The organism is Bradyrhizobium acaciae, assembly GCF_020889785.1.
Lineage (GTDB): Bacteria > Pseudomonadota > Alphaproteobacteria > Rhizobiales > Xanthobacteraceae > Bradyrhizobium > Bradyrhizobium acaciae.
This window is the reverse complement of record NZ_JACMYK010000069.1, coordinates 1-21,300: the sequence shown is the minus strand read 5'-3', so window position 1 is coordinate 21,300 and position 21,300 is coordinate 1. Positions and strand designations below refer to the sequence as shown.

Below are 21,300 nucleotides of genomic sequence, written 5' to 3'. Positions count from 1 at the left end.
GACGAAGCGCGCTAGCGGAGCCGTCGCGCGATCGGCTTCGCCAGCGCGCTATGCCAATCCGATTGCGACGGGCGGTCGCTCGACCGGAGGCTCGCCAGCAAGGCCGCGGTCTTGGGCTGAACTCGCGAGCCGTCGATCACCTCGAGTTGGCCGCACCGATTGAGCGTGTGCAGCTTGCGTCCGGTCCACAGCGGTCCGGGTTTGAGCAGGTGTCGAACCGCCTGCCGGTACGTCGTCGGCGACAGTTCGAGCACTTCCGCAAGTCCGAGCGCCGCGCCGTACCCGTTGGTGCAATCCTGCACCGGTCGCCACAGTCTTCCGTTGACGGTCACGAAATTTCCCGCCGGTCGCGCCGTTGCGCGATCCATCAGGACCGGATTGCTGGCATGCGGCTGCCAGGGGCCAAGCAGTCGCTGGGCGTAATAGATCGCCAGGGTGTCGGAATACCCGCCGGTGCCGTCACGCCAGGCGCCGAACATGTAATAGAGGCCGTTGTGCTGCGTGATCGTCACGTCGGCAAGTTCGAGCCCGGACAGCAGCGTTGCGTACCGCTCCCATTTGTCCGGAAAGCGGATGCATTTGTAGAGCGGAACGTCCCGATGCGCGGTGCTTTCCGGGATCATCCAGAGTTCGCCATCGTTCTCGATCAGGAACGGGTAGGACAGGTGCCAGGGCTCTTCCAGCACGGGCAGCACCTTGCCGACCGGCCCGTTGCCGTCGAATTCGATCGCGGAGATGATGCCCTTGCCGATCCGGTGGTCGAGGTCTTCGAAGAAGACGAACGTCCTGCCTTGCCATGTCACCGGGAAGGGATCGGCATAGAAGCGGTTGCCGGGATCGCCGAGCACGTTCCAGGCCGGTCCGGACAGGTCACCGGTGCGCCAGACATCCGCGTTTTCGGCGTAGCGCCAGCCGACATGCCAATGCGGCGCGTAGCAGCACAGGCGATAGATTTCCTTCGCGATCGACGTCGCCACGCCACGCACGACAAAGGGCGTGGGATTTGGCGCTGCGCCGCTGTTCGCCGGAGCAGCCAATTGCGGCACCAGCCGTGGCGCCCCTGACAGAATTGGCGTCAGCATGGAGAGCGTGCGCGCCATGACTGCTTCGAGCCCGCCACTCAGGCCGGCTGCGATTTCCGCGGAAGGATGGCCTCGGTCCATGATCGTGCCATCGAGTTCATTGACGATTTCGATCACCGGCAGGTCACCGGCGAGAACGGCCGCGAGTGCGGCATTTTCTCCCGCGCATCCGTTGAATCGCGGACGAAGGTAGAGCCTGGCGGAGCAGTTCGGATCCCGCGCGGCACTGGTGAAGTCGACCACCACGTCGGGGCTGCCTGCGCGCGGCCGCTCCGGGATCGTCTTCAGCCTGTCGGCGCCGCCGGCCTTGCCCTTGCGCAGGACGATGCGTTCGAGTTCGAACAGGGCCTCGAGGCCCGCGGGGTGGGACCCCGGGGTCGTGGTCCAGGCAAATTGAACGGGGATATCCTGATCGTTGACGCGCAGCGTCTCACGACGCATCCAGAGCCGCGGCTGCTCGCGATCGCAGCGAAACTCGATAATCATGTCCAGCCCGACTTCCTAGTGCGCGTCCGCTCCCACGGCATTGCCGAGAATGCGGACGTATTCCTCTATCATGGCATCCAACGAATAACGCGATTTCAGGCCCACGGCTCTTTGCCGCAGCTGGTCGCTCAACAAACGATCTGTCAGGACTTTCGATACGGCGGCCGAGAACGCGGCCTCGTTCGAGGCGTCGACGAACACCGCCGCAGGCTGTCCCTGGTAGGACAGCACCTCGCGCAGCACAGGAAGATCGTTGACGACACAGGGAATGCCGGCGCTCGCGGCTTCAACCGCCGCAAGACCGAAAGTCTCGGCCTGCGTGGGGAAGACGAAGACATCGAGGCAGGCCAGAAAATCGGCCATCTGGCGCGGTGGAATCTCGCCGATGAAGTGCAGCCGGTCCGAGACGTCAAGCTCGTTCGCCAGGGCTCGCAGCCGCTCCTCGTCAGCACCCTGGCCGGCCAGCGCAAGGTGCCACGATGGATCGGCAGCCAGCAGGCGAATTGCCGCATCGAGCCGCTTGTGCGGATGCAGCCTCGCGGCGCAGCCGAGCAGGGTACGGTCCGGCGGCAGCTTGAACTGCTGCCGCGCAATGTCCTTTGGCAGGCTGTGCGACTTGTCGTCGAAGCCGTGCGGGACGTGCTTCATGCGTGATCGATAGGGCGCGGGATAGCGTGCGTATTCCCGCTCCATGTCGCGCGAGTTCAGCGTGATGCACTGGAAGAAGCCGGTAGAGCCCATGATGATGTCGGCGGCGCGCACCGGCATGCTCATCGACAGCGCCGAAGACACTTGATTGGCGATGACTGGCGCGCGGCTGACCAGGCGCGACACGCCTCCGCCGATCACATTGCCGAAGTGCTGGAAGGTCAGGACGGCGTCGGGTCTGATGGTCCTGAGATGGCCGGCGAGCGTCCATAGCATCCGCAGCAGTGCCACCGGATTTCCTGGACGGCTCGGCGCGCAATAGAACGTATTGGGCGGCTCGTCGAAGGAATCCGATTTGCGGAAGAAGAACAGGTTGGCGACGTCATAGCCGCGCGCGGTGAGGCCGGCGCCGAGCAGCCGCGATATCTCCTGCGCGCCGGCGTTCTCGGCCTGGGTCTGCACCAGGACAACGCGCAGCTTTGGCCTGCGCGCGTTCGCTAGATCGCGTGACGCGGTCGATGCCTCGCGCAGTTCTGTGCTCAGTTCTGGACTTGGCGCGTAATGGAGCACGGATTCCTCACCCGTCGAGGGAGTGGAATCGTCTCCCTCACTTTTGCGCGCGTGCTTATCACGCAAGGCGTGCTCGTGCACCGAGTTGCGCGTGGTGAGGTTACTGCTCATTTAGCAATCAGACATTGTCAGCAATCGAGAGCCATTATCTCACAGATAGTACAGCGGGCTCGTTAACCAATTGGTTACGGCAGCGCAGAGAGGGGGTAACCGGCGATTAACCATAGATATTTACGTTGGGCGGCACTGAGCGGTGCTGTCAGTTGAATTCGAGTCAAAACCCATGAAGTTCGGTAGCCGCGTCGGCCCGAGACGTTCCGAAGCCACGGGACCCGCAGCGTCGTGGGAAGCTTCCAGCGTGCCGACCGGCCAATCCTCCGCTGAAACGACCAAGGGCGTGCTAAGCCTCCCCGGTGTGCTGGCCTTTTTCCGCGAGAAAGGTCAACGCATCCTGATGCTCGCCGCGGTTATCTTCGCGGTCGGTATCATCTTGCTGATGTTGATCCCGGCGCGTTACGCCGCGACCGCGCTCGTCGTCGTCGACCCGCGCGAGCAGCGCGTCACCACCGATCAGGACGTCCTGCCGGGGATCGGCCAGGATGCCGCAGCGCTGCAGAGCGCCGTTGAGATCGCCAAATCCGATGGATTCCTCGGGCCGCTGATCGAGCAGCTCAAGATCGCCCAGGATGACGATATCTCCGGCGGCAGGACCGATCCCACGCGCCTGCTCGACCGGTTTCGCAGCCGGCTCGACATTTCCCGGCGCGGATTGACCTACGTTATCGCCATCAAGTTCACGTCCAACGATCCGCAGCGCGCGGCGTATTACGCCAATGCGGTGGCGGAGGCGTTCGTTGCCAGCCAGCGCGGGACCCGCACCGTGGCGACCGACGAGGCTGCCGACTGGCTGAAGGGCCGGCTCAAGACGCTGAACGACCGGTTGCGGTCTTCGGAAGATGCCGTCGCCAAGTTCAAGCTCGAACACCGGATCGTCAACGCCGGCAAGGAATCGACCACGCAGCAATTGCGCGTCACCGACCTGACGCAGCAGGTTTCCGCGGCGCGCGCCCGTACCGAAGAAGCCAAGGCGCGCTACGAGCAGTTGCAACGCGACCTGAAGGCAAATGTCGACGGGCCCGTCAAGCAGGACCTGCTGAGCGCTCTGCGCGCCCAGCGCTCCACGCTCAACGACCAGATTGCGCAGAAGCGCGGGGTGCTCGGCGATCGTCATCCCGACCTCGTGATGGCGCTCAGCCAGCTCAGCGACCTTAACCGGCAGATCGAGATCGAGCGCAAGAAGAACATCGACACCGCTAAGTCGGAATACGAGGCGCAGCGCGACCAGCAGAAGGCCGTCGAAGATCAGCTGAAAGCGGCCGAACAGCAGATCCTGGTCGACGGTCAGGCGCTCGTGAAGCTGCAGGAATTGCAGCGCGATGCCGACGCCAACAAGAATATCTACGAGCAGTTCCTGTCGCGCTACAAGACCACCGACGAGCAGCGGCTGCTGCAGGCCTCGCAGACCAAGGTCGCATCGCCTGCGACGCCGCCGGTGCGTTCGACGCTCCCGCCGCTTCCGCTTTTGCTCGCCGCCCTCGCGATCGTCTCGCTGCTGACGTCGACGGCGATCGTCGCCGTTCCCGGTCTCAATCTGCCGCAGCTCCCGATCAAGACCGTTCCGCCACTGCGTCGTGCCGAGGCGCCCGCACTGCAGCCCGTGCCGCAATCTCCGCTGCAACCCGCGCTGCCGCCGGGATTGCCTGTGCTGGCGCGCATTCCCGACATGGTGTCGCCGGATGCCGTCAGGAGCGTCTGGCAGACCCCGATTTCAACGGCGGCCGAGCCCGATCTCAGCCCGCATCTTCAGTTGCTGATAGAGAACATCGAACAGCTTCCAGGGGACCACGGCAAGGTGGCGCTGCTGCTGTCGGTCGAGGCCGGCGTGGGCGGCAGCACCGTTGCGCGGTCGCTCAACCGGTCCGCCGTGAAGAACGGCATGCTCAGCGTCCTGATCGAGATGGATACCAGGCGCACCGAGGCTGCGCCGCCGCAAGGCTCGGGGATCATCAAGGCTGATCTGGCGTCGGTCGTGGAGCTGCTGGGTGCCAGCAGCAAGGCGCCGCCCTATCCGCCGGACGATATCCGCGCCGATTTCGGCCTGATCATCGTCGACGCATCGTCGCTTGCCCTGCAGCCGGCCGCGGTGGCGCTGGCCGCCCATGCCGATCTGGTGATCCTGGTGGTTCGCGAGGGCGCGGCCAATGCGACTGCGATCACCAAGGCGCGGGCCGATCTGTCCGGCTTCGGCTCGGTCCCGACCGCGCTGGTCGTCAACCGCGTGGCGGTCGATGCCGCCGTGGGCAGTGCTCAGGGCAAGGCTCTGGGATTGGCGAGCTGACGGCCATCCAACTCGGTCTAGTCGTTGCTGTCGGCAACGCGGACCGCGTAGGTGTTGCGCTTCCACGACGAGAGATGCGAAAGCACCATAATTGATGGGTCGACGCCGGTGCGCCGGCGGCACAGCACATTGAGCGCGATGGTGGCGATCACCAGGGAGGCCGTCGCCGAGATCGCCGCGCCGAGCACGCCGAGCCAGGGGATCAGCACGACAAATCCGACCAGTCGCAATGCCACGTTGGCGGCGACGACCGGAACATAGTCGCGCTCATGTCCCGTCAGCTGCAGCACGGCGGCCGAAGGTCCGCCCGCCGCCTGGAAGGCCGTTCCGATTGCGAGCACGATCAGCACCCATTGCTGCGCGGCGAAGTGCGGCCCGAACAGGCCGAGCAGGTGGGGAGCACCCACCCAGACGATCACGAGCCCGCTCAGCACACAGAGCGCGGTCACCTCGGCCATCAGCTTCAGCGTATGTTCGAGCTCGCGGTGATTCTTGCTGAAATACAGCGAGGGAAGCCGGCGGGCTCCGAACGTGTAGAGCGCTGCCGAGAGCATGGCGAAGATGTTGGCCAGACGTGAGGCGGCGAAATAGACGCCCGCGGTGGCCGGATCCAGCATCCAGTAGACCAGGATGACGTCGAAATACTGATTGGCCGCTTCAAGAATGGATGCGAGCCAGAAGCGGAACGCGCTCCGGTTCCAGCGCGAGGTCTCGAAGCGCGCCGTGACCGAACGCTGGTTCGGCAGCACACGCATGATCGACACGATCTGCACCACCAGCCCGAGGGCCATCGCAACGCTCATCGCAGTGAACAGTTCGGCAGGAGTGAGCTGCCGGTGACCGAACAGAACGGCGATCAGAACCAGGACAACGGCAACCCGCCAGAAGAACTCGCGATTGCCTTCGCCCATCAGGATGCTGACGAGGGATCGTGCGATCTGGCTGCCGAGCATCAGGCCGGCATTGACGGCGGTGAACGCCGAGACCGAGAGGATCAAGAGCCACCACTCGCCGCGAATGCTTGCGACCGCCGCGATCGCGGCGATCGAAATCAGCATCCCGATCGCGGAGTTCTTCAGGCTCGACAGCAGCACGCCCTTGGTGAGCTCCGCCTGGCCGCGCACCTCGTACTCATTGAGGAAGCGAACCAGCAGAAGCTCCTGGCCGGCCAGGCCCACGACCGAGGCGATCTGGGCGATGGAAAGCAAGGTCGCAAAATCTCCAAACGCGTCGGGCGTCATGGCCCGCGCGGCGAGCGAGAACAACGCGAACGCGAGCCCGCCGCTGCCGACCTTGAGCAGGATGGTCCCGGCAACGCCGCGCGTGACATCGCGCCGTAGCATTTGAAGAACAGAAGCAATCACCAGAGGCGTCTCAATATCCAGTCAGGCTGTTGACTTAGCAATCGGTGAGGTCAGGAGTGTTAATGTTCTCTTGCTAAGATTCCGTTCCTTCCGACTGGCTTTCTGGTTCCGCGTGATTGCAGAGCTGGCCAATATGTCGCGCGGCTGCCCCATTCTGGAACGCTGCCGTCCGCGCTGTCTCCAAACGGCGCAGATTGGATGTCTCTCCGGCGCTCCGGCCAACGGCATGCATCGCGCCGGTCGAAGCCTCGTTTGCGCGTCGAAGGCATTTCTGAAGCTCCACGGCCCGGCAATTGCCCCGCCATTCTGCTGCGGAGGCTCCAAACGATCGGTTTCATGGCCGTTCTTGGTGCAAGCCATGTGCCGAGAGCTTGCTCACCGCGGTCGACAGGCCGCCATTAACCTCAACGCCGAAACGCCTCGCGTTTCGGCCCGCTCGGCAGCAAGGCAGGCAAGGAAATTGCAGTTCTGCGACCATTAGCCGTCGGAGCGGACATGATGATTGCCGAGGAAAGCACCACCCAGCCGATCGCAAGTTGCGAGGCTGAAACGATCGAAGCTGATGTCGCCATTGTCGGCGCCGGCTTGGCCGGCTCGCTTGCGCGAGCTGTTCTCTCCCGAGCCGGGTACCGGGTCGTCCTGATCGACAAGCGGTCGATCCCACCGGATGAATTCCGCGTCGAAAAGGTCGCGGGACGGCAGATCGATATCTTCCGCCGCCTAGGCTTCATCGACGACGTCGAGGCCGTCGCGTCGGCCTACGACCGGGTGCTCAACATCCGCGGCGGCAGACTGGTCGATATCGGTGTCGGCCGGTCCTATGGGGTCTCCTATGCCGACCTCGTCAACATGGCCCGCGGCCTGACGCCGGAAACATCGACCTTCCTGCTCGACCAGGTGACCAATGTCGACTGCAGCGAGAATCGTCAGCAGCTGACGCTGGCCTCCGGAAAGCGCGTCGCCGCACGGCTCGTCATTCTGGCGACGGGCATGGCGAGTGCGCTCGGCTATAATCTCGGAATGCGCCGGCGGGTGATAGCCGCTCGCCACTCGGTGACGTTCGGCTTCACGATCGCGCGGCCGGATAACGCGCCGTTCGGATTCGATGCGCTGACCTGCTACGGTAAGGAGGCGGCTGACGGCGTCGACTATCTCAGCCTGTTTCCGATGTCGGGCGGCATGCGGGCGAACCTGTTCATGTTCCGGGATCCGACCGATCCGATCATGCGCGAGCTGCGCCGCGATACCAGGCGGACGTTGCTTTGCCTGATGCCGGGTCTGCAGCCCTATCTCGGCGATTTCGAGATCGTCGACCAGGTGCAGAACTGGGTCATGGATTTGTCCGTGACCGAAGGCCATCTGCAGCCGGGCGTCGTGCTGATCGGCGATGCGTTTCAGACCAATTGTCCGGCCGCCGGCACTGGCGTGAGCCGTCTGCTGGTGGATGTCGAGCGTCTCTGCACCGAATATGTGCCGCGCTGGCTCGAGACCGACGGCATGGGCGCGGAGAAGATCGCGCAGTTCTATTCCGATCAGGACAAGCTCGCCGCCGACCGCCACTCGCTGGAGCTGGCGCGTTACCGGGAGGCCTTGACCGCGAACACCGATGTACGCTGGACCGTGCAGCGCAAGCTGCACTTCCTGCGCCGCGTGATCGCGCATCAGGTGGACCGGATTCATCCGGGATGGGTCATGCGCGTCCGCAGCGCGCTCCGTTAAACGAAAGCCGATTCTCGGCGACTCCAAGGCATGATCCGGAAAAGCCGGAGGCGGTTGTCCCTCCCGACAACCGCGCAGCGCCTACGCACAGATCATTCACAAGGAATTTGCTGAAACGCCGCGCCTCAGCGGGTGCCCGTCGAGGTGCGGATCGGCCTGAGATCCGTCAGCCGCTTGGCAGCCTGCTTGATCCAGGGCGCCTGCTTCAGGGCAAACAGTGCAAGGGAGCCGGTTGCACTGCCGGCCTGCGTCACGGCCGACATCGGAGTCGGCTGACCCCCGAACTGCATCTTGTATGGCTCGTCGCCGATGGTGAAATCCAGCGCTCGGCAGCCGCGCTCGATGCAATCCTTGGCGACGCTCTCGAATGTCAGCGCGCCGATCGACTGGCTCTTGTAGCCCTCGACGTTGAACGCCGTCATGACAACGAGGAGGGTGTCACGGTGGACCAGCCCGAGAGCAGCCGCGATGACTTCGCCATCCATCTTCATGGCATAGAGCCGCGTGAAGGAGCCGAGGCCGCGAAGTGCCACGCTTGAGTAGAAATCGAAATACTCCGGACGCTGCAACAGGTCGCCGTCACCCTGTTCGTGAAACCGCGGACCGCGAAACTTCCGCATCGTCTCCATGGCTTCGCCGATCGAGGCGCCGTTGTCACAGCATGAGAAGGTGAGCGTGCCTTTCTTGTGGATCTGGCGCCATTTCTTTGCCAATTCCTTCTGATAGGACTTTCCCAACGCGTTGATCTGCCACTGCTCGAACGGCGCGGTCAGCACCGTCGCATAGGCATTCATATCCATCAGGCTGCGGTGAGGCGCGCCGAGAAGATTCTCGACCGGCATCCTGGCATCGAGCAGCTTGGGTATCCGCAGCAGGTCGAACGGCCGCAGTAGCTGTCGGAGCGTCGTGCAAGCGCGCTGATCCTGAAGGAGGTGAGCGAACGTCGCGATGCTGCAGACCGGCGACAGATAATCGGACACGCGAAGATCGGCGAATTCAATCACGCGCATCGGTCCGCGCCGCACGCGGAGCATCGGAAACACGGCTGCAAGCGCGCTGTTCGTGCGGTGACGGACGACGACAATCAATGGCTTCGCTGCAGCGGCTGGAGCGAGCTTGCGATAGATGTTGTCGAGCCAGAGCGGATGTTGGAAGGCGGTCGCGTCCGAGCCCTCAAACAATGTCGCGTATTCTTCCGATAAGAAGTCGAATGCGTCGTCGACGCTGACATCGAACGCGTCATCGTTCTTATTCATGTGAAACCAAAAACAAACGGGTTCTAAACGCCGATCAAGCCGGCCTGTCATCCTTATAGCAAAGGCCGATGACGGCGCGCACCGGTAGAATACGATTTGTATTAATGTCGAGCCTCGAACTTTGCATATTGTTGCTGGTCGGGCGGCCCCGCGCCTGAAACGACCGCTGCTTGCCGTCGGCGCAGGATGTCGTGCCGTGCGACAAACATGGTTAATGATCTCTTTGCGGTCTCGGTTCATCGAGGCTGCGACGAGACACGCGTTGCCTGGACCGGATATTGCAGTTAAGGGCACATAAGCACTGGAGCCCTTGCTGAAATGTTGAGTCATAGCCAAAACGCCCGCATTTCCGATGCTATTTCGCCTGCGCGCGTCGATCGCGAGGGGACCCAGCGTCTCGATTCAGATATGGCTGTTCCGTCTGTCCGAATTTGCGACACTTCGCCGAACCGGCCGTCCCTGCCGAACGGCATGCGGGAGCGTCGGATCAATCCTGTTGGCAGGGCCCTGACTGCCGGCGTCCCGCGGGAAACCATCGGCGGGCTGCGGCTCGCCGTGCTCGATCGCGAGCAGACCGCCGACTTCATGGTCGAGGCGGTGTATCCGAACCGGCGTGTCAATCGTCCGCTGTATCTGACCTCGGCCAACGGCGAGGTGCTGTCGCGCTGCTCGACCGAGCCGATGACCGATCGGCTGTTCCGCGCTGCCGACCTGATCAATGCCGACGGGCAACCGCTGGTCATGGTGTCCAGGCTGCGGTCGTCGAAGCCGCTGCCCGAGCGCGTCGCGACCACAGATTTGTTTCATGACGTTGCCTGCAAGGCGGAGAAACTCGGGCTGACCTTCTATCTGTTCGGAGCCGATGACGCCGAAAACAAGGCGGCCATCGCCAATGTCCGCCGGGCGTATCCGGCACTCAAGATCGTCGGTCATTCGCACGGCTATCTGCGCGGCGACGCGCTGCGGGCCAAGGTCGACGAGATCAATGCCCTGGCGCCGGACTTTCTCTGGGTCGCGCTCGGCGTGCCCTACGAGCAGAGCTTCGTCGACGAATTCATGCCGCTGCTTGGCAATGTCGGCGTCATCAAGACGTCGGGCGGATTGTTCAACTTCCTGTCCGGATCGCGGCCGCGCGCCCCGAGATGGATGCAGGTCGTCGGCCTCGAATGGGCCTGGCGGCTTTGGCTCGAGCCACGTCGGTTGTTTTGGCGCTACTTGACAACCAACCCGCACGCTCTCTATCTGCTCTTCAACCGGACTCGATCCTCGTCGACCAAAGACTGAAGTCTTCCGAGTGCAATGTGCTGCTCCGAGCCACCGGAGCAGCAAGCTCATTTTCAATGAGCGGAGTACAATCGAATGGATGGTCGCGCGCTCGATAGCTCGATCTGGCAGGTGCCAGGCGTCGAGGCGGAAAATTTCGCACGGACCGTCGTCAATTGGTCGATCACGATCAACGTGATCATGTCGATGGGGACCTTTCACGCTGCGTTGCTGCCGACCGAAATAACCCTGGTGCAGCAGGCCGTCGCACTCGCGATGTGGGGTGTGCTGATCTACGCGAGCTTGTTCATCGGTCCCTGCCTTCGACTTGCCTTCAATCTCGACACGCTTGTGATCATCGCATTCTATGCGTTCGCCACGATTTCCGTGTTCTGGACCAATCTGGACGCCGCAGCCCTCATGAAGGCCGCGGCGCTCGTGATCACGACGCTTGGCGCGTTCTGCATGATCACCCGCGTCGACATAGACGACATCGTGATATCGACGACCCGCGGCCTGTTCGTGCTGATCGCAGCCTCGGCGTTCTGTGCGATCGTGCTTCCGGACATCGGGATCGATCAGACCTGGATGCACAACGGGCAATGGCAAGGCGTCTTCGAATCGAAGCAAACCCTGGGCTTCGCCGCGGCGTATCTCATGTTCTTTGCCTGTTATCGAAAGATGACCGGACAGGGCTGGCTGCCGTTCCTCGTGACATTCGCGCTGGCCTCAGCCTGCGTCATCCTCTCGGAGTCCCGTGGCGCCGGTGCCCTGTCGCTGGTGGCCTGCGCGCTGCTGCTGACCTCGCTGTGGTCGATCAGGTGCATGCAGGTCTATGCGGTGCTGCCCTGCATCATGTGCGTCGCGGCCGTGTTGCTGATCCTGTATTTCTACGCGACCGGATACGATTCGATCCATGTCTTCGATACGACGATCAACTTCACGGAGCGAACGTTCATCTGGCAGTATGCCATCAGCCATTTCGATGACGCGCCGCTGTTCGGATTCGGCATCAACGGGTTCTGGACCAATCCGGCAATCTACGATTATTTCAACCAGAACCACGGCTGGGTGCTCGACAACTACCACAATGGCTACATTGCCATTCTCGTCGAGACCGGTTTCTTCGGCTATTTCCTGTTCGCGGCGAGCGTCTTCCTGTTCTCCTACAAAATGCTCTGCCTGATCGCAGGACGGGCAATCGACCGTCTGCACTGCGCGCTGGTCGTCGGGTTTGTGTTCCTCAACTGCCAGACCAATTTCACCGAGACGGTCTTCCTTCGCTCGACCATGTTCACGTCGGTGCTGCTGATCGCATTCTTCCTCGCGGCTTGCCGGCCGATGTCGTCGCCGCGCGCGCGGCTCCGCGAGCAGGAGCAGCCATGACAGCGCTCCGGTCGTATTTGCAAGGAGCCGTCGGCGTGCTGCTGGCGGCGGCGCTCGCTGCCGTGCTGATCTCGCCGGTGAATGGAGCCGGGCAGGGTGCGTCTCCGGCGGTCGCAGCGTTGGGGCGAGGCATCAACATTCTCGGCTATGACGGCATCTGGGAAGGCTACCGGAACGCACCGTTCCGCCATGAAAACCTCGCCGCCATCCGCAAAGCCGGCTTTTCGCATGTGCGGATCAACTTCTTCGGCTTCAGGCACATGGATTCCGGCAACGTTCTGGATGATGCTGTGTTGCGGCGCCTCGATGCCGTGATCGAACAGGTCTTCGCGAGCAAGCTGATCCCGATCCTCGACGAGCACGACACCGACCTTTGCCAGCGCGACGTGCCGGAATGCACGGTGAAGCTCAAGGCGTTCTGGCGCCAGATCGCGGCGCGCTATGCGGGGAAATATCCGGCGCTGCTGTTCGAGATCCTGAACGAGCCTGGCGGGAACATGACCTCGGCCGAGTGGAACGGTCTGCTCGCCGATTGTCTTGCGATCATCCGGGAGACGAATCCGAAGCGGAATGTCGTGGTCGCCATCCTGAACACCGAGGAACTGCCGATCGACCAGCTGGCGCTGCCGGCCGGCGACCGAAACCTCATCGTCACGTTCCACTATTACCTGCCGCTGCAATTCACCCATCAGGGTGCACCGTGGTCGGCGACCTTCTCGACCATCGGTCCGTTGAGCTGGGGCTCGGCGGAGGACGAAGCGAGGGCTGCTGCCGATTTGGACAAGGTCCGGTCCTGGTCGGAGAAGGAAACGCGCCCGATCTATCTTGGCGAGTTCGGCGTCTATGAGCGCGCGCCGGCGGAGAGCCGGGCGAAGTACCTGTCGTTCATGACACGAAGCGCTGAAAAATTCGGCTGGGCGTGGGCCTATTGGCAGTTCGATCATGATTTCGCGGCGTTCGACGGCGCCCGGCAGCGCTGGAACATGGACATCCTCCGCGCGATCATTCCTCCGGTTCGATGAACCTGGCGGTCCGGGCGCGGCGTCTGATCGCGCGGTACGCCTTGTCTTGCCTTGCATGCCTCGAGGAATAATACTCGCTTCGAACCACCAGACAAGGAACCGAGAGTGTTGCCGGAGATTGCGAGCAGGGAATTCGATGTCAAGCGCGCAGCGTTTGCCGCGACCATCGGCAACATGCTGGAGTTCTACGACTTCATCACCTACAGCTTCTTTGCGACCGAGATCGGGCGCACCTTCTTCCCCGCGCATAGCGAATACGGCAGCCTGATGCTGTCGCTTGCGACCTTCGGCGCCGGCTTCCTGACGCGGCCGATCGGCGGCATCGTGCTCGGCATTTTCTCCGATCGCGTCGGCCGGCGGCCGGCGATGTTGCTGAGTTTCGCGTTGATGGGCGGGGCGATCCTGACCATCGCGCTGACGCCATCCTATGCCGCGATCGGCATCGTGGCACCTGTTATCGTGATCCTGGCGCGGATGGTGCAGGGATTTGCGCTCGGCGGCGAGGTCGGGCCGACCACGGCGTACCTCATCGAGATCGCGGCACCTCGGAATCGCGGCCTGGTGGTGGCATGGCAGCCCGCCAGCCAGGAGATCGCGGCGACGATCGGCGCGCTTGTCGGGGTCGTCCTGAGCAGCACGATGGCGCCCGATATGCTGCAGGCCTATGGATGGCGCGTCGCATTCCTGCTCGGCGCCGTCTGCCTGCCGTTCGGCATCTGGATGCGCCGCACGCTGCCGGAAACGGTTTCGCACGGCGAGCACGTCGCCGGGCAGGTCGAAAGTTCGAGCCATGTCGCGTTGGCGCGCCGGCATCTTCGCGTGATCGTGCTGGCAGTGATGATCCTGGCCAGCGGCACGATCTCGACCTATGTGACGCAATACATGACGACCTACGCCAAGAACACGTTACATGTGTCGCCGTCGCTCGCCTTCACCGTCTCGCTGGTCAGCAACGGATTGCAGATCATCGGCGCCGTGCTGGGCGGCTGGCTTGCCGACCGGCTCGGCCGCAAGCCGATCATGGTCTGGCCGCAGCTGGTCGTGCTGGTGCTGACCTATCCGGCCTTCCTGTGGATCGTCCGGGATCCCGGCGCGTGGTCGCTGCTGTTCGGCTTCGGCGTCCTGTCGTTCATCGGATCGCTGCCGTTCACGGCGTTCTATGCCGCCTTCACGGAAGCGCTGCCGCAGAACATTCGCGGCGGCGTGTTTGCCACGATCTACGCGGTGGCAATCGCGACCTTCGGCGGCACCGCGCAGCTCGTGGTCACATGGCTGCTGCACGTGACGGGCGATCCGCTGGCGCCGTCCTGGTATCTCCTGCTCGCGGCCGCGGTCGGCATCGTGGCGATGAGCTTGATGCCGGAGACCGCGCCGGTGAAGACAGGAGAGAAATAGCGCGGCGCTCAATCCATGTCGCGGAAGGCGTGGCCGTTGGCCTCGATCTCCTTCACGAGCTGCGGCGGCAGATTGGCCTGCCCGAAGGTACCGTCGAACACCCAGTCCGTGGCGTCGGCAAGATCGGGAAGGCCGGCGCCCCTGCGGACATAGAGACCGACCGAGGCCTTCTTCGGATTGATGTAGAGATCGTAGTCCATTGCGCGCCTCCTCTCCGTTGCAGTTTGGCGGAAGCTTCGGCCGCGGCCGGAGACTTCCAGGAAGAGTGAACGCCGGAAAGATCAGGCGGGTTTCTTCGCCTCCGGCGCAAGCACCACCGATGCCTCGCTCGTGAGCATCAGGAAAGTCATGGTCTCCTGGAAGTAGAGCTGAACCGAAGTCGCCGAATGGCTGAGATAGCCGATCGAAAGATCCTGACCGATCGAGAGCTGGAAGTCGCCGCCGCGGGTGGTCAGCAGTACGCCGCCTGCGATCGCGGGTGCCCAGATGATCTTGCCGTCGATCAGGCGCTGGATGTGCTGCAGCACCGGGTAGCCGTCGTCGGTCGCACCGCCGATCGCGGTATAGGGTTCGGTGCCGAGCAGCAGCGTATAGGGGCCGTTGACGCCGGCGAGCCGCAGCTGGCTGACCGCCTGCGCGACCACGCCGGGGTAGTTCTTGACGCTCGCTGGCAGCGTCAGCACCGGGTTGCTGGTGCCCTGACGGATGCCCTGAATGCCCGCGGCCGTGTAGCCGTCGAACACCGCCCGGTCCTCGGCGAAGGCGATCTTGCGCGCGGCGTCCTTCAGCGGATCCCAGTCGGAATCATTGGAGCCGCGCTCGACATCGTCGATTGCCTGGCGCGAAAGTTCGAACGGTACGCGCAGCTCGACCAGTGCGCGGACGTCGCGCTGCGTCGCCTCGACCCCGTCGCCGGGCGTCGGAATTTTCTTGAGATGACCGGTGCCGACAGCGGAGAAGTCCGTTCCCTTCGGGCCATCGACGTCGACGACACGGCGCGCCGCCAGATGGCGCTTCAACGTGCGCGAGGCTTCCTCTTCGATCTGGGCCCATGCCGCGTCCGAGATGGGGGCCAACCCCCGATAAAGATTATTCATGTCCAGCGTCTCCTTTCAGCGAGCCGATACCGAGCGAGCCATCGGACGGCGGTATTCTTGGTGCCGGTGTGTCGTCATCTCCTGCGTCACCCGATATCGGCTCGGCGGGCGAGGCCGCCGGCGCCGCATTCGCGGCATCCTCCAGGAAAGTCGCCGACGGGATGAAGAACAGTATGCCGGTCACGGGGCGGCTGAAGTCGAGCAGGCGGTCGTAGTTGCCCGGCGGCTTGCCGATGAACATGTTCTCCAGCATCTGCTCGATCCGGTGCGGGGATTTGGCATAGCCGATGAAATAGGTGCCGAACTCGCCCTTGCTGACGTTGCCGAACGGCATGTTGTCGCGGACGATATCGAGCTCCTCGCCGTTCTCGACGATCGTGGTCAGGGCGTTGTGCGCGTAGCTCGGCTTCACCGCATCGTCGAGCTCGATGTCGGACAGTTTGGTGCGGCCGATGATCTTCTCCTGCATCTCGACCGGCAGCTCGTTCCACTTCGTGAGGTCGTGCAGGTATTTCTGCACGATCACGTAGCTGCCGCCGGCGAAGGCGGCATCTTCGTCGCCGATGATGGTGGCCTCTAGCGCTGCCTGATCGACGGGATTCTCGGTGCCGTCGACAAAGCCGAGCAGGTCTCGCTCGTCGAAATATTTGAAGCCGTGCACCTCGTCAGAGGTTGCGACCGCATCGCCGAGCCGTGACATGATCTGCGAGGCGAGCTCGAAGCAGAGGTCCATCGGCACGGCGCGGATGTGAAACAGCAGGTCGCCCGGCGTCGAGACCGCATGGTGGACGCCGTTGATCTCGCCGAACGGATGCAGGCCTTGCGGCTTCGGTGCACCGAACAGCCGGTCCCATGCATCGGAGCCGATGCCCATGACGCAAGACAGCCGGCCCTCGAGATCGCGGAAGCCCACGGCGCGCACCAGCGCGGCCAGATCGGCGCACAGCGATCGCACCACGGTGTCATATTCCGGATTGGGCTTGACCGTGACCGCAAGGAAGATGGCCGCGCGCGTCAGCTTCGCAGCGACCGGTTGCGGAACGGCTGATGGCACACATCTCTCCTTAACTAAATCGGCTAGTCCGCGACGACGGAGGGCAGGCCGGACGCCGGATCGACGTCCAGATTCGGGGGAAGAGGAGCATGCCACCGAGACCTTTACAAGAGCCCGGATAACTACGCTTCCGCGGACGGACCAACCGGCTTGCCGGACTTCTCCTCCTCGAGAGTCACCGCGATAGCGGCGTTGGCGGAGAGCCGAACCTTGGAGCCTTCGACGCCCGCCACGAAGCCGAGCTCGATAAAGTGGTGATGGCCCTTGTGGAAGCCATCGCTGTCGCTCTTCTTGAGCTTGATGCGGTTGCCTTCGACGCGATCGACGGTGCCGACATGCACGCCATCGGCGCCGATGACCTCCATGTTGTCCTTGATGTTCTGCTGTGTCATGATGCTCTCCCTGGTTGCAGGTCAGCTTGTATGTTCAGCTTGTACATTCGGCTTGCATATGATGCGCCCAGACGACGCGGCGATGACGGCGCGTCGCTGGTGGTCCGGGCCTGCCTCACACCGGTTCGAATTCGTCCGCTGCCGCGTTCTCCGGCTTTTTGCCATTGAAGGTGAGGCCGGCCTTGGTGGCTGATAGTTTCACCTGCGAGCCATCGCGGACATCGCCGGCGAGGATCATTTCGGCGAGCGGATCCTGCACGCTGCGCTGGATCACCCGCTTCAGCGGGCGGGCGCCGTAGGCGGGATCCCAGCCCTTCTCCGCCAGCCAGTCGCGCGCCTTCGGGTCGAGCTCCAGATCGATCTTGCGATCCTCGAGCAGCTTGCGCAGGCGCGAAAACTGGATCTCGACGATGCGGCCCATGTCGCTCTTCTGCAGCCGGTGGAACAGGATGATCTCGTCGATCCGGTTGAGGAACTCGGGGCGGAAGTGCGCCCGCACCATGTTCATCACCTGCTCGCGCACCGCGCTCGTGCTCTGGCCCTCCGGCTGGTTGACGAGATATTCCGCGCCGATGTTCGAGGTCATGATGATCAGCGTGTTGCGGAAATCGACCGTGCGGCCCTGGCCGTCGGTGAGACGGCCGTCGTCGAGAACTTGCAGCAGCACGTTGAAGACGTCGGGATGCGCTTTCTCGATCTCGTCGAACAGAACCACCTGATAGGGCCGGCGCCGCACCGCTTCCGTCAGCGCGCCGCCCTCATCGTAACCGACATAGCCGGGCGGCGCGCCGATCAGCCGCGAGACCGAGTGCTTCTCCATGTATTCGGACATGTCGAGGCGGATCATCGCGGTCTCGTCGTCGAACAGATATTCGGCGAGCGCCTTTGCCAGCTCGGTCTTGCCGACGCCGGTCGGCCCCAAGAACATGAACGAGCCGATCGGCCGGTTCGGATCCTGCAAGCCGGCGCGGGCGCGGCGCACCGCAGTCGACACCGCACGGACGGCCTCGGCCTGCCCGACGACGCGCTTGCCGAGCATCTCCTCCATGCGCAGCAGCTTGTCCTTCTCACCCTCCAGCATCTTGTCGACGGGGACGCCGGTCCAGCGCGAAACCACCTGCGCGATATTATCGGCGGTCACGGTCTCGCTGGCTGACGAGGTCTCGCTGGCTTCGACCGTCGCGAGCTTCTTCTCAAGTTCCGGAATGCGGCCGTAGGCCAGCTCGCCCGCCTTCTGGAATTCGCCCTTGCGCTGCGCATTGGCAAGCTCGGTGCGCAACTGCTCGAGTTCGCCCTTCATCTTCTGCGCATCGGAGAGCTTGCTCTTCTCGGAGCGCCATCTCGATGTCATGTCCGCCGACTTCTTCTCCAGCTCGACGAGGTCCCTCTCGAGCGTCTGCAAGCGGCTCCTGGAGCCGAGGTCGGTCTCCTTCTTGAGCGCTTCCTGCTCGATCTTGAGACGGATGATCTCGCGGTCGAGCGAGTCGAGCTCTTCGGGCTTGGAATCGACCTGCATCTTCAGTCGTGCCGCCGCCTCGTCCATCAGGTCGATGGCCTTGTCGGGCAGGAAGCGATCGGTGATGTAGCGGTTCGAGAGCGTGGTGGCGGCAACCAGCGCCGAATCCGAAATGCGCACGCCATGATGCTGCTCGTATTTGTCCTTCAGCCCGCGCAGGATCGAGATGGTGTCCTCGACCGTCGGCTCGGAGACGAACACCGGCTGGAACCGCCGCGCCAGCGCCGGGTCCTTCTCGACATGCTTGCGGTACTCGTCGAGCGTGGTGGCGCCGATGCAATGCAGTTCGCCGCGCGCGAGCGCGGGCTTCAACAGGTTCGATGCGTCCATCGCGCCGTCGCCCTTGCCGGCGCCGATCAGCGTGTGCATTTCGTCGATGAACAGGATGATGCCGCCCTCGGCGGACGTTACTTCCTGCAGCACGGCCTTGAGCCGTTCCTCGAACTCGCCGCGATATTTCGCGCCCGCAATCAGCGCGCCGAGATCGAGCGCGAGCAGCGCCTTGTCCTGCAGGCTCTCCGGAACGTCGCCATTGACGATGCGAAGCGCCAGGCCCTCGACGATCGCGGTCTTGCCGACGCCGGGCTCGCCGATCAGGACGGGATTGTTCTTGGTGCGGCGTGACAGCACCTGAATGGTGCGACGGATTTCCTCGTCGCGGCCGATCACCGGATCGAGCTTGCCGTCGCGCGCGGCCTGGGTCAGGTCGCGGGCGTATTTCTTCAGCGCGTCATAGGCATTCTCGGCCGATGCACTGTCGGCGGTGCGGCCCTTGCGCAGCGCGTTGATCGCCGCATTCAGGTTCTGCGGATTGACGCCGCCCTTGGCGAGCAGCTTGCCGGCGTCGCTGTCCTTGTCGGCTGCGAGGGCCTGCAGCAGGCGCTCGACCGAGACGAAGCTGTCGCCGGCCTTGTCGGCGGCCTGTTCCGCCGCGGCGAAGGCGCGCGCGGTATCGGGCGCCAGATAAATTTGCCCGGAGCCGGCGCCGCTGACCTTCGGCACCTTCGCCAACGCGTCTTCGGTGGCCTTGAGGATCGCGCGCGAGTTGCCGCCGGCCCGGTCGATCAGGCCGGCCGCGAGGCCTTCAGGGTCATCGAGCAGCACCTTCAGGATGTGGAGCGTCGAGAACTGCTGGTGTCCCTCGCGCGTCGCGAGCGACTGTGCCGACTGAATGAAGCCGCGAACGCGATCGGTATATTTTTCAATGTTCATTGTGGCACCTCAAGGCAACGCAGGCTCGTCGAGATCAAATCATGCCATGCATTCCGGCCGGTGACAGATGGCGGAACGATGACATCCATCATGCGGCAGCCGAGTTGTAATTGCGCCGGCGGAAAAACCGCGGGCCTGAGGCTGCCGCAGCTCGCATCGTGTGGTCGTTTCAGGGGTGTGTCAATCGCCACGCCGGACCGTTGGCGTGCTGCGCCTAAGCCCTTGCGACGGCAGATGTTCGTCCCCGGCACTCGTCCGGATGCACTGCTGCGGACGTTTCGTCAGACCGGGCGCACGTGTCATGCCGACGGCGGCCTGGCCGATCGCCGTGCTCGCCGAAGACATGCGGTTCGATGAGTCCGGATCGTTACAGTTGCGTGAAAGCCCGTAAGTCATCTTCGCGCTTTCGGAAACGTGACCGCATTGTGTCGCGCGCATCGATGATGCGAGTATCTGTTGCGCGATGTTCCACTGAATCGCGCAGCACGACGTCACCGCACACTCTGAACTGTCGATGAATGGCAACGTGATTGCGTTACCGTTTGCATCGACGTGTTTCAGGCTGGTGTAAGGTGAAGGGTCTAGCGATGCAGTGTGTCGGTCCGTTGCCGATGCACGGAACTTTTGTTCCGGTTCTCACGTTGAAACAGACGTGCTCATCGAAGAGGCTCCCAATGACCACTCGTCTTCTATCGACCGTGTCGTGTGCAGCGATTGCCACGGCGCTGCTCTATGCGACTGCCGTGCCGGCAAACGCGCAGGACGCGGCATGCGCGCCGGTCAGCGCTGTCGATACTGCGCCGCCGCCGCTGCCGACGTACGATCAGCCGCCGGTGCCTGGGCCGGGCTACATGTGGTCGCCGGGCAATTGGTCGTGGGACGAGGATCGCGGTGATTATTACTGGGTGCCCGGCACCTGGGTGCAGCCGCCGCGAGTCGGGCTGCTGTGGACGCCCGGTTACTGGGGCGCGTTCGGCGGCGGCTTCATTTTCCATCAGGGCTATTGGGGTGATCGCGTCGGCTTCTACGGCGGCATCAATTACGGCTTCGGCTACGGCGGTGCGGGCTATGAAGGCGGTCGCTGGGATCACGGCAACTTCTTCTACAATCGCACCGTGAACAATCTGCAGGGCGCGCAGATCAACAACGTCTACGAGAAGAACGTCACGATCAGCCAGACCACCGTCAACAACGTCAGCTACAATGGCGGCACCGGCGGTATCGAGGCGCGGCCCACCGCTGCCGATCGCGCGGTCGCCAAGGAGCAGCATTTCGCGGCGACGCCGTTGCAACGCAAGCAGGTCGAGGCCGCAAGCCAGGATCCGAGCCTGTTCAAGCGCGCCAACAACGGCGTGCCTGCCGTCGGCGCAACCGCGCGTCCCGGCGAGTTGAAGGGACCGGGCGTGGTGCGAGCGCGTCCGGCCGGCGAGCCTGTGCCAG

16 protein-coding genes are annotated in these 21,300 nt (G+C 63.5%); 7 read left to right on the top strand and 9 right to left on the bottom strand.

Features of this window, described 5'->3' with window-relative positions:
• Positions 1–11: 11 nt before the first annotated feature.
• Together H8A92_RS23880 and H8A92_RS23875 are read right to left on the bottom strand one after the other, a co-directional pair.
• Positions 12–1,568, bottom strand: coding sequence for a glucosamine inositolphosphorylceramide transferase family protein (locus tag H8A92_RS23880; RefSeq protein ID WP_229198033.1), 1,557 nt, complete (start codon positions 1,566–1,568; stop codon positions 12–14).
• 15 nt (positions 1,569–1,583) lie between these two features.
• Positions 1,584–2,786, bottom strand: coding sequence for a glycosyltransferase family 4 protein (locus H8A92_RS23875; RefSeq protein ID WP_420831356.1), 1,203 nt, complete (start codon positions 2,784–2,786; stop codon positions 1,584–1,586).
• 283 nt (positions 2,787–3,069) lie between these two features.
• Here H8A92_RS23875 and H8A92_RS23870 point away from each other — a divergent pair, with 283 nt between their 5' ends.
• Positions 3,070–5,184 (top strand): GumC family protein, encoded by a 2,115-nt coding sequence (locus H8A92_RS23870; protein ID WP_229198031.1) that lies wholly within the window; start codon positions 3,070–3,072, stop codon positions 5,182–5,184.
• Positions 5,185–5,201: 17 nt separating this feature from the next.
• Here H8A92_RS23870 and H8A92_RS23865 read toward each other — a convergent pair whose 3' ends face one another.
• The gene (locus H8A92_RS23865; protein WP_233285591.1) at positions 5,202–6,527 is read right to left on the bottom strand and encodes a lipopolysaccharide biosynthesis protein; all 1,326 of its coding nucleotides are present in this window, start codon (positions 6,525–6,527) and stop codon (positions 5,202–5,204) included.
• Positions 6,528–7,046: 519 nt separating this feature from the next.
• Between H8A92_RS23865 and H8A92_RS23860 the strand changes: the two genes are divergently transcribed.
• Entirely contained in the window at positions 7,047–8,267 is a 1,221-nt protein-coding gene (locus H8A92_RS23860) for an FAD-dependent oxidoreductase (RefSeq protein WP_229198049.1), read from the top strand.
• Positions 8,268–8,392: 125 nt separating this feature from the next.
• Here the strand turns inward: H8A92_RS23860 and H8A92_RS23855 are convergent, their stop codons facing one another.
• The gene (locus tag H8A92_RS23855; protein WP_229198029.1) at positions 8,393–9,853 is read right to left on the bottom strand and encodes a GNAT family N-acetyltransferase; all 1,461 of its coding nucleotides are present in this window, start codon (positions 9,851–9,853) and stop codon (positions 8,393–8,395) included.
• A gap of 141 nt (positions 9,854–9,994) precedes the next feature.
• On the opposite strand from H8A92_RS23855, the gene H8A92_RS23850 reads away from it, so the two are divergent.
• The 4 genes from H8A92_RS23850 to H8A92_RS23835 all read left to right on the top strand — a co-directional run bounded on the left by H8A92_RS23850 (position 9,995) and on the right by H8A92_RS23835 (position 14,589).
• Entirely contained in the window at positions 9,995–10,807 is an 813-nt protein-coding gene (locus H8A92_RS23850) for a WecB/TagA/CpsF family glycosyltransferase (RefSeq protein WP_229198048.1), read from the top strand.
• A 75-nt stretch (positions 10,808–10,882) separates the two neighbouring features.
• The gene (locus H8A92_RS23845; protein WP_229198028.1) at positions 10,883–12,172 is read left to right on the top strand and encodes an O-antigen ligase family protein; all 1,290 of its coding nucleotides are present in this window, start codon (positions 10,883–10,885) and stop codon (positions 12,170–12,172) included.
• Positions 12,169–13,194, top strand: a complete 1,026-nt coding sequence (locus H8A92_RS23840) for a glycoside hydrolase family 5 protein (protein WP_229198027.1) — start codon at positions 12,169–12,171, stop codon at positions 13,192–13,194. The genes H8A92_RS23845 and H8A92_RS23840 overlap by 4 nt, the downstream gene beginning before the upstream one ends.
• A 174-nt stretch (positions 13,195–13,368) precedes the next feature.
• Entirely contained in the window at positions 13,369–14,589 is a 1,221-nt protein-coding gene (locus H8A92_RS23835; RefSeq protein WP_420831355.1) for an MFS transporter, read from the top strand.
• A gap of 8 nt (positions 14,590–14,597) precedes the next feature.
• On the opposite strand, the gene H8A92_RS23830 is transcribed toward H8A92_RS23835, so the two are convergent.
• The 5 genes from H8A92_RS23830 to clpB form a co-directional block, all read right to left on the bottom strand.
• The gene (locus tag H8A92_RS23830; RefSeq protein ID WP_229198025.1) at positions 14,598–14,789 is read right to left on the bottom strand and encodes a hypothetical protein; all 192 of its coding nucleotides are present in this window, start codon (positions 14,787–14,789) and stop codon (positions 14,598–14,600) included.
• An 81-nt stretch (positions 14,790–14,870) separates the two neighbouring features.
• Positions 14,871–15,686, bottom strand: a complete 816-nt coding sequence (locus tag H8A92_RS23825) for a family 1 encapsulin nanocompartment shell protein (protein ID WP_229198024.1) — start codon at positions 15,684–15,686, stop codon at positions 14,871–14,873.
• A complete protein-coding gene (locus tag H8A92_RS23820; protein WP_229198023.1) occupies positions 15,679–16,740 on the bottom strand; it encodes a Dyp-type peroxidase in 1,062 nt (353 codons plus the stop codon). Before H8A92_RS23820 ends, H8A92_RS23825 begins: the two co-directional genes overlap by 8 nt.
• A 122-nt stretch (positions 16,741–16,862) precedes the next feature.
• The gene (locus H8A92_RS23815) at positions 16,863–17,132 is read right to left on the bottom strand and encodes a DUF2171 domain-containing protein (protein WP_163149561.1); all 270 of its coding nucleotides are present in this window, start codon (positions 17,130–17,132) and stop codon (positions 16,863–16,865) included.
• Between the two features lie 115 nt (positions 17,133–17,247).
• Entirely contained in the window at positions 17,248–19,860 is a 2,613-nt protein-coding gene (clpB, locus tag H8A92_RS23810) for an ATP-dependent chaperone ClpB (protein ID WP_229198022.1), read from the bottom strand.
• A gap of 674 nt (positions 19,861–20,534) precedes the next feature.
• Between clpB and H8A92_RS23805 the strand changes: the two genes are divergently transcribed.
• Positions 20,535–21,300: YXWGXW repeat-containing protein (locus tag H8A92_RS23805; protein ID WP_229198021.1), on the top strand; the 766-nt coding region annotated here is incomplete at its 3' end.

Coding starts and splice junctions, on each gene's coding strand:
- H8A92_RS23880 (WP_229198033.1), bottom strand. CDS start 1,568: ATGATTATCGAGTTTCGCTGCGATCGCGAGCAGCCGCGGCTCTGGATG.
- clpB (WP_229198022.1), bottom strand. CDS start 19,860: ATGAACATTGAAAAATATACCGATCGCGTTCGCGGCTTCATTCAGTCG.
- H8A92_RS23825 (WP_229198024.1), bottom strand. CDS start 15,686: ATGAATAATCTTTATCGGGGGTTGGCCCCCATCTCGGACGCGGCATGG.
- H8A92_RS23845 (WP_229198028.1), top strand. CDS start 10,883: ATGGATGGTCGCGCGCTCGATAGCTCGATCTGGCAGGTGCCAGGCGTC.
- H8A92_RS23840 (WP_229198027.1), top strand. CDS start 12,169: ATGACAGCGCTCCGGTCGTATTTGCAAGGAGCCGTCGGCGTGCTGCTG.
- H8A92_RS23855 (WP_229198029.1), bottom strand. CDS start 9,853: ATGACTCAACATTTCAGCAAGGGCTCCAGTGCTTATGTGCCCTTAACT.
- H8A92_RS23835 (WP_420831355.1), top strand. CDS start 13,369: ATGCTGGAGTTCTACGACTTCATCACCTACAGCTTCTTTGCGACCGAG.
- H8A92_RS23830 (WP_229198025.1), bottom strand. CDS start 14,789: ATGGACTACGATCTCTACATCAATCCGAAGAAGGCCTCGGTCGGTCTC.
- H8A92_RS23850 (WP_229198048.1), top strand. CDS start 9,995: ATGCGGGAGCGTCGGATCAATCCTGTTGGCAGGGCCCTGACTGCCGGC.
- H8A92_RS23865 (WP_233285591.1), bottom strand. CDS start 6,527: ATGCTACGGCGCGATGTCACGCGCGGCGTTGCCGGGACCATCCTGCTC.
- H8A92_RS23860 (WP_229198049.1), top strand. CDS start 7,047: ATGATTGCCGAGGAAAGCACCACCCAGCCGATCGCAAGTTGCGAGGCT.
- H8A92_RS23815 (WP_163149561.1), bottom strand. CDS start 17,132: ATGACACAGCAGAACATCAAGGACAACATGGAGGTCATCGGCGCCGAT.
- H8A92_RS23870 (WP_229198031.1), top strand. CDS start 3,070: ATGAAGTTCGGTAGCCGCGTCGGCCCGAGACGTTCCGAAGCCACGGGA.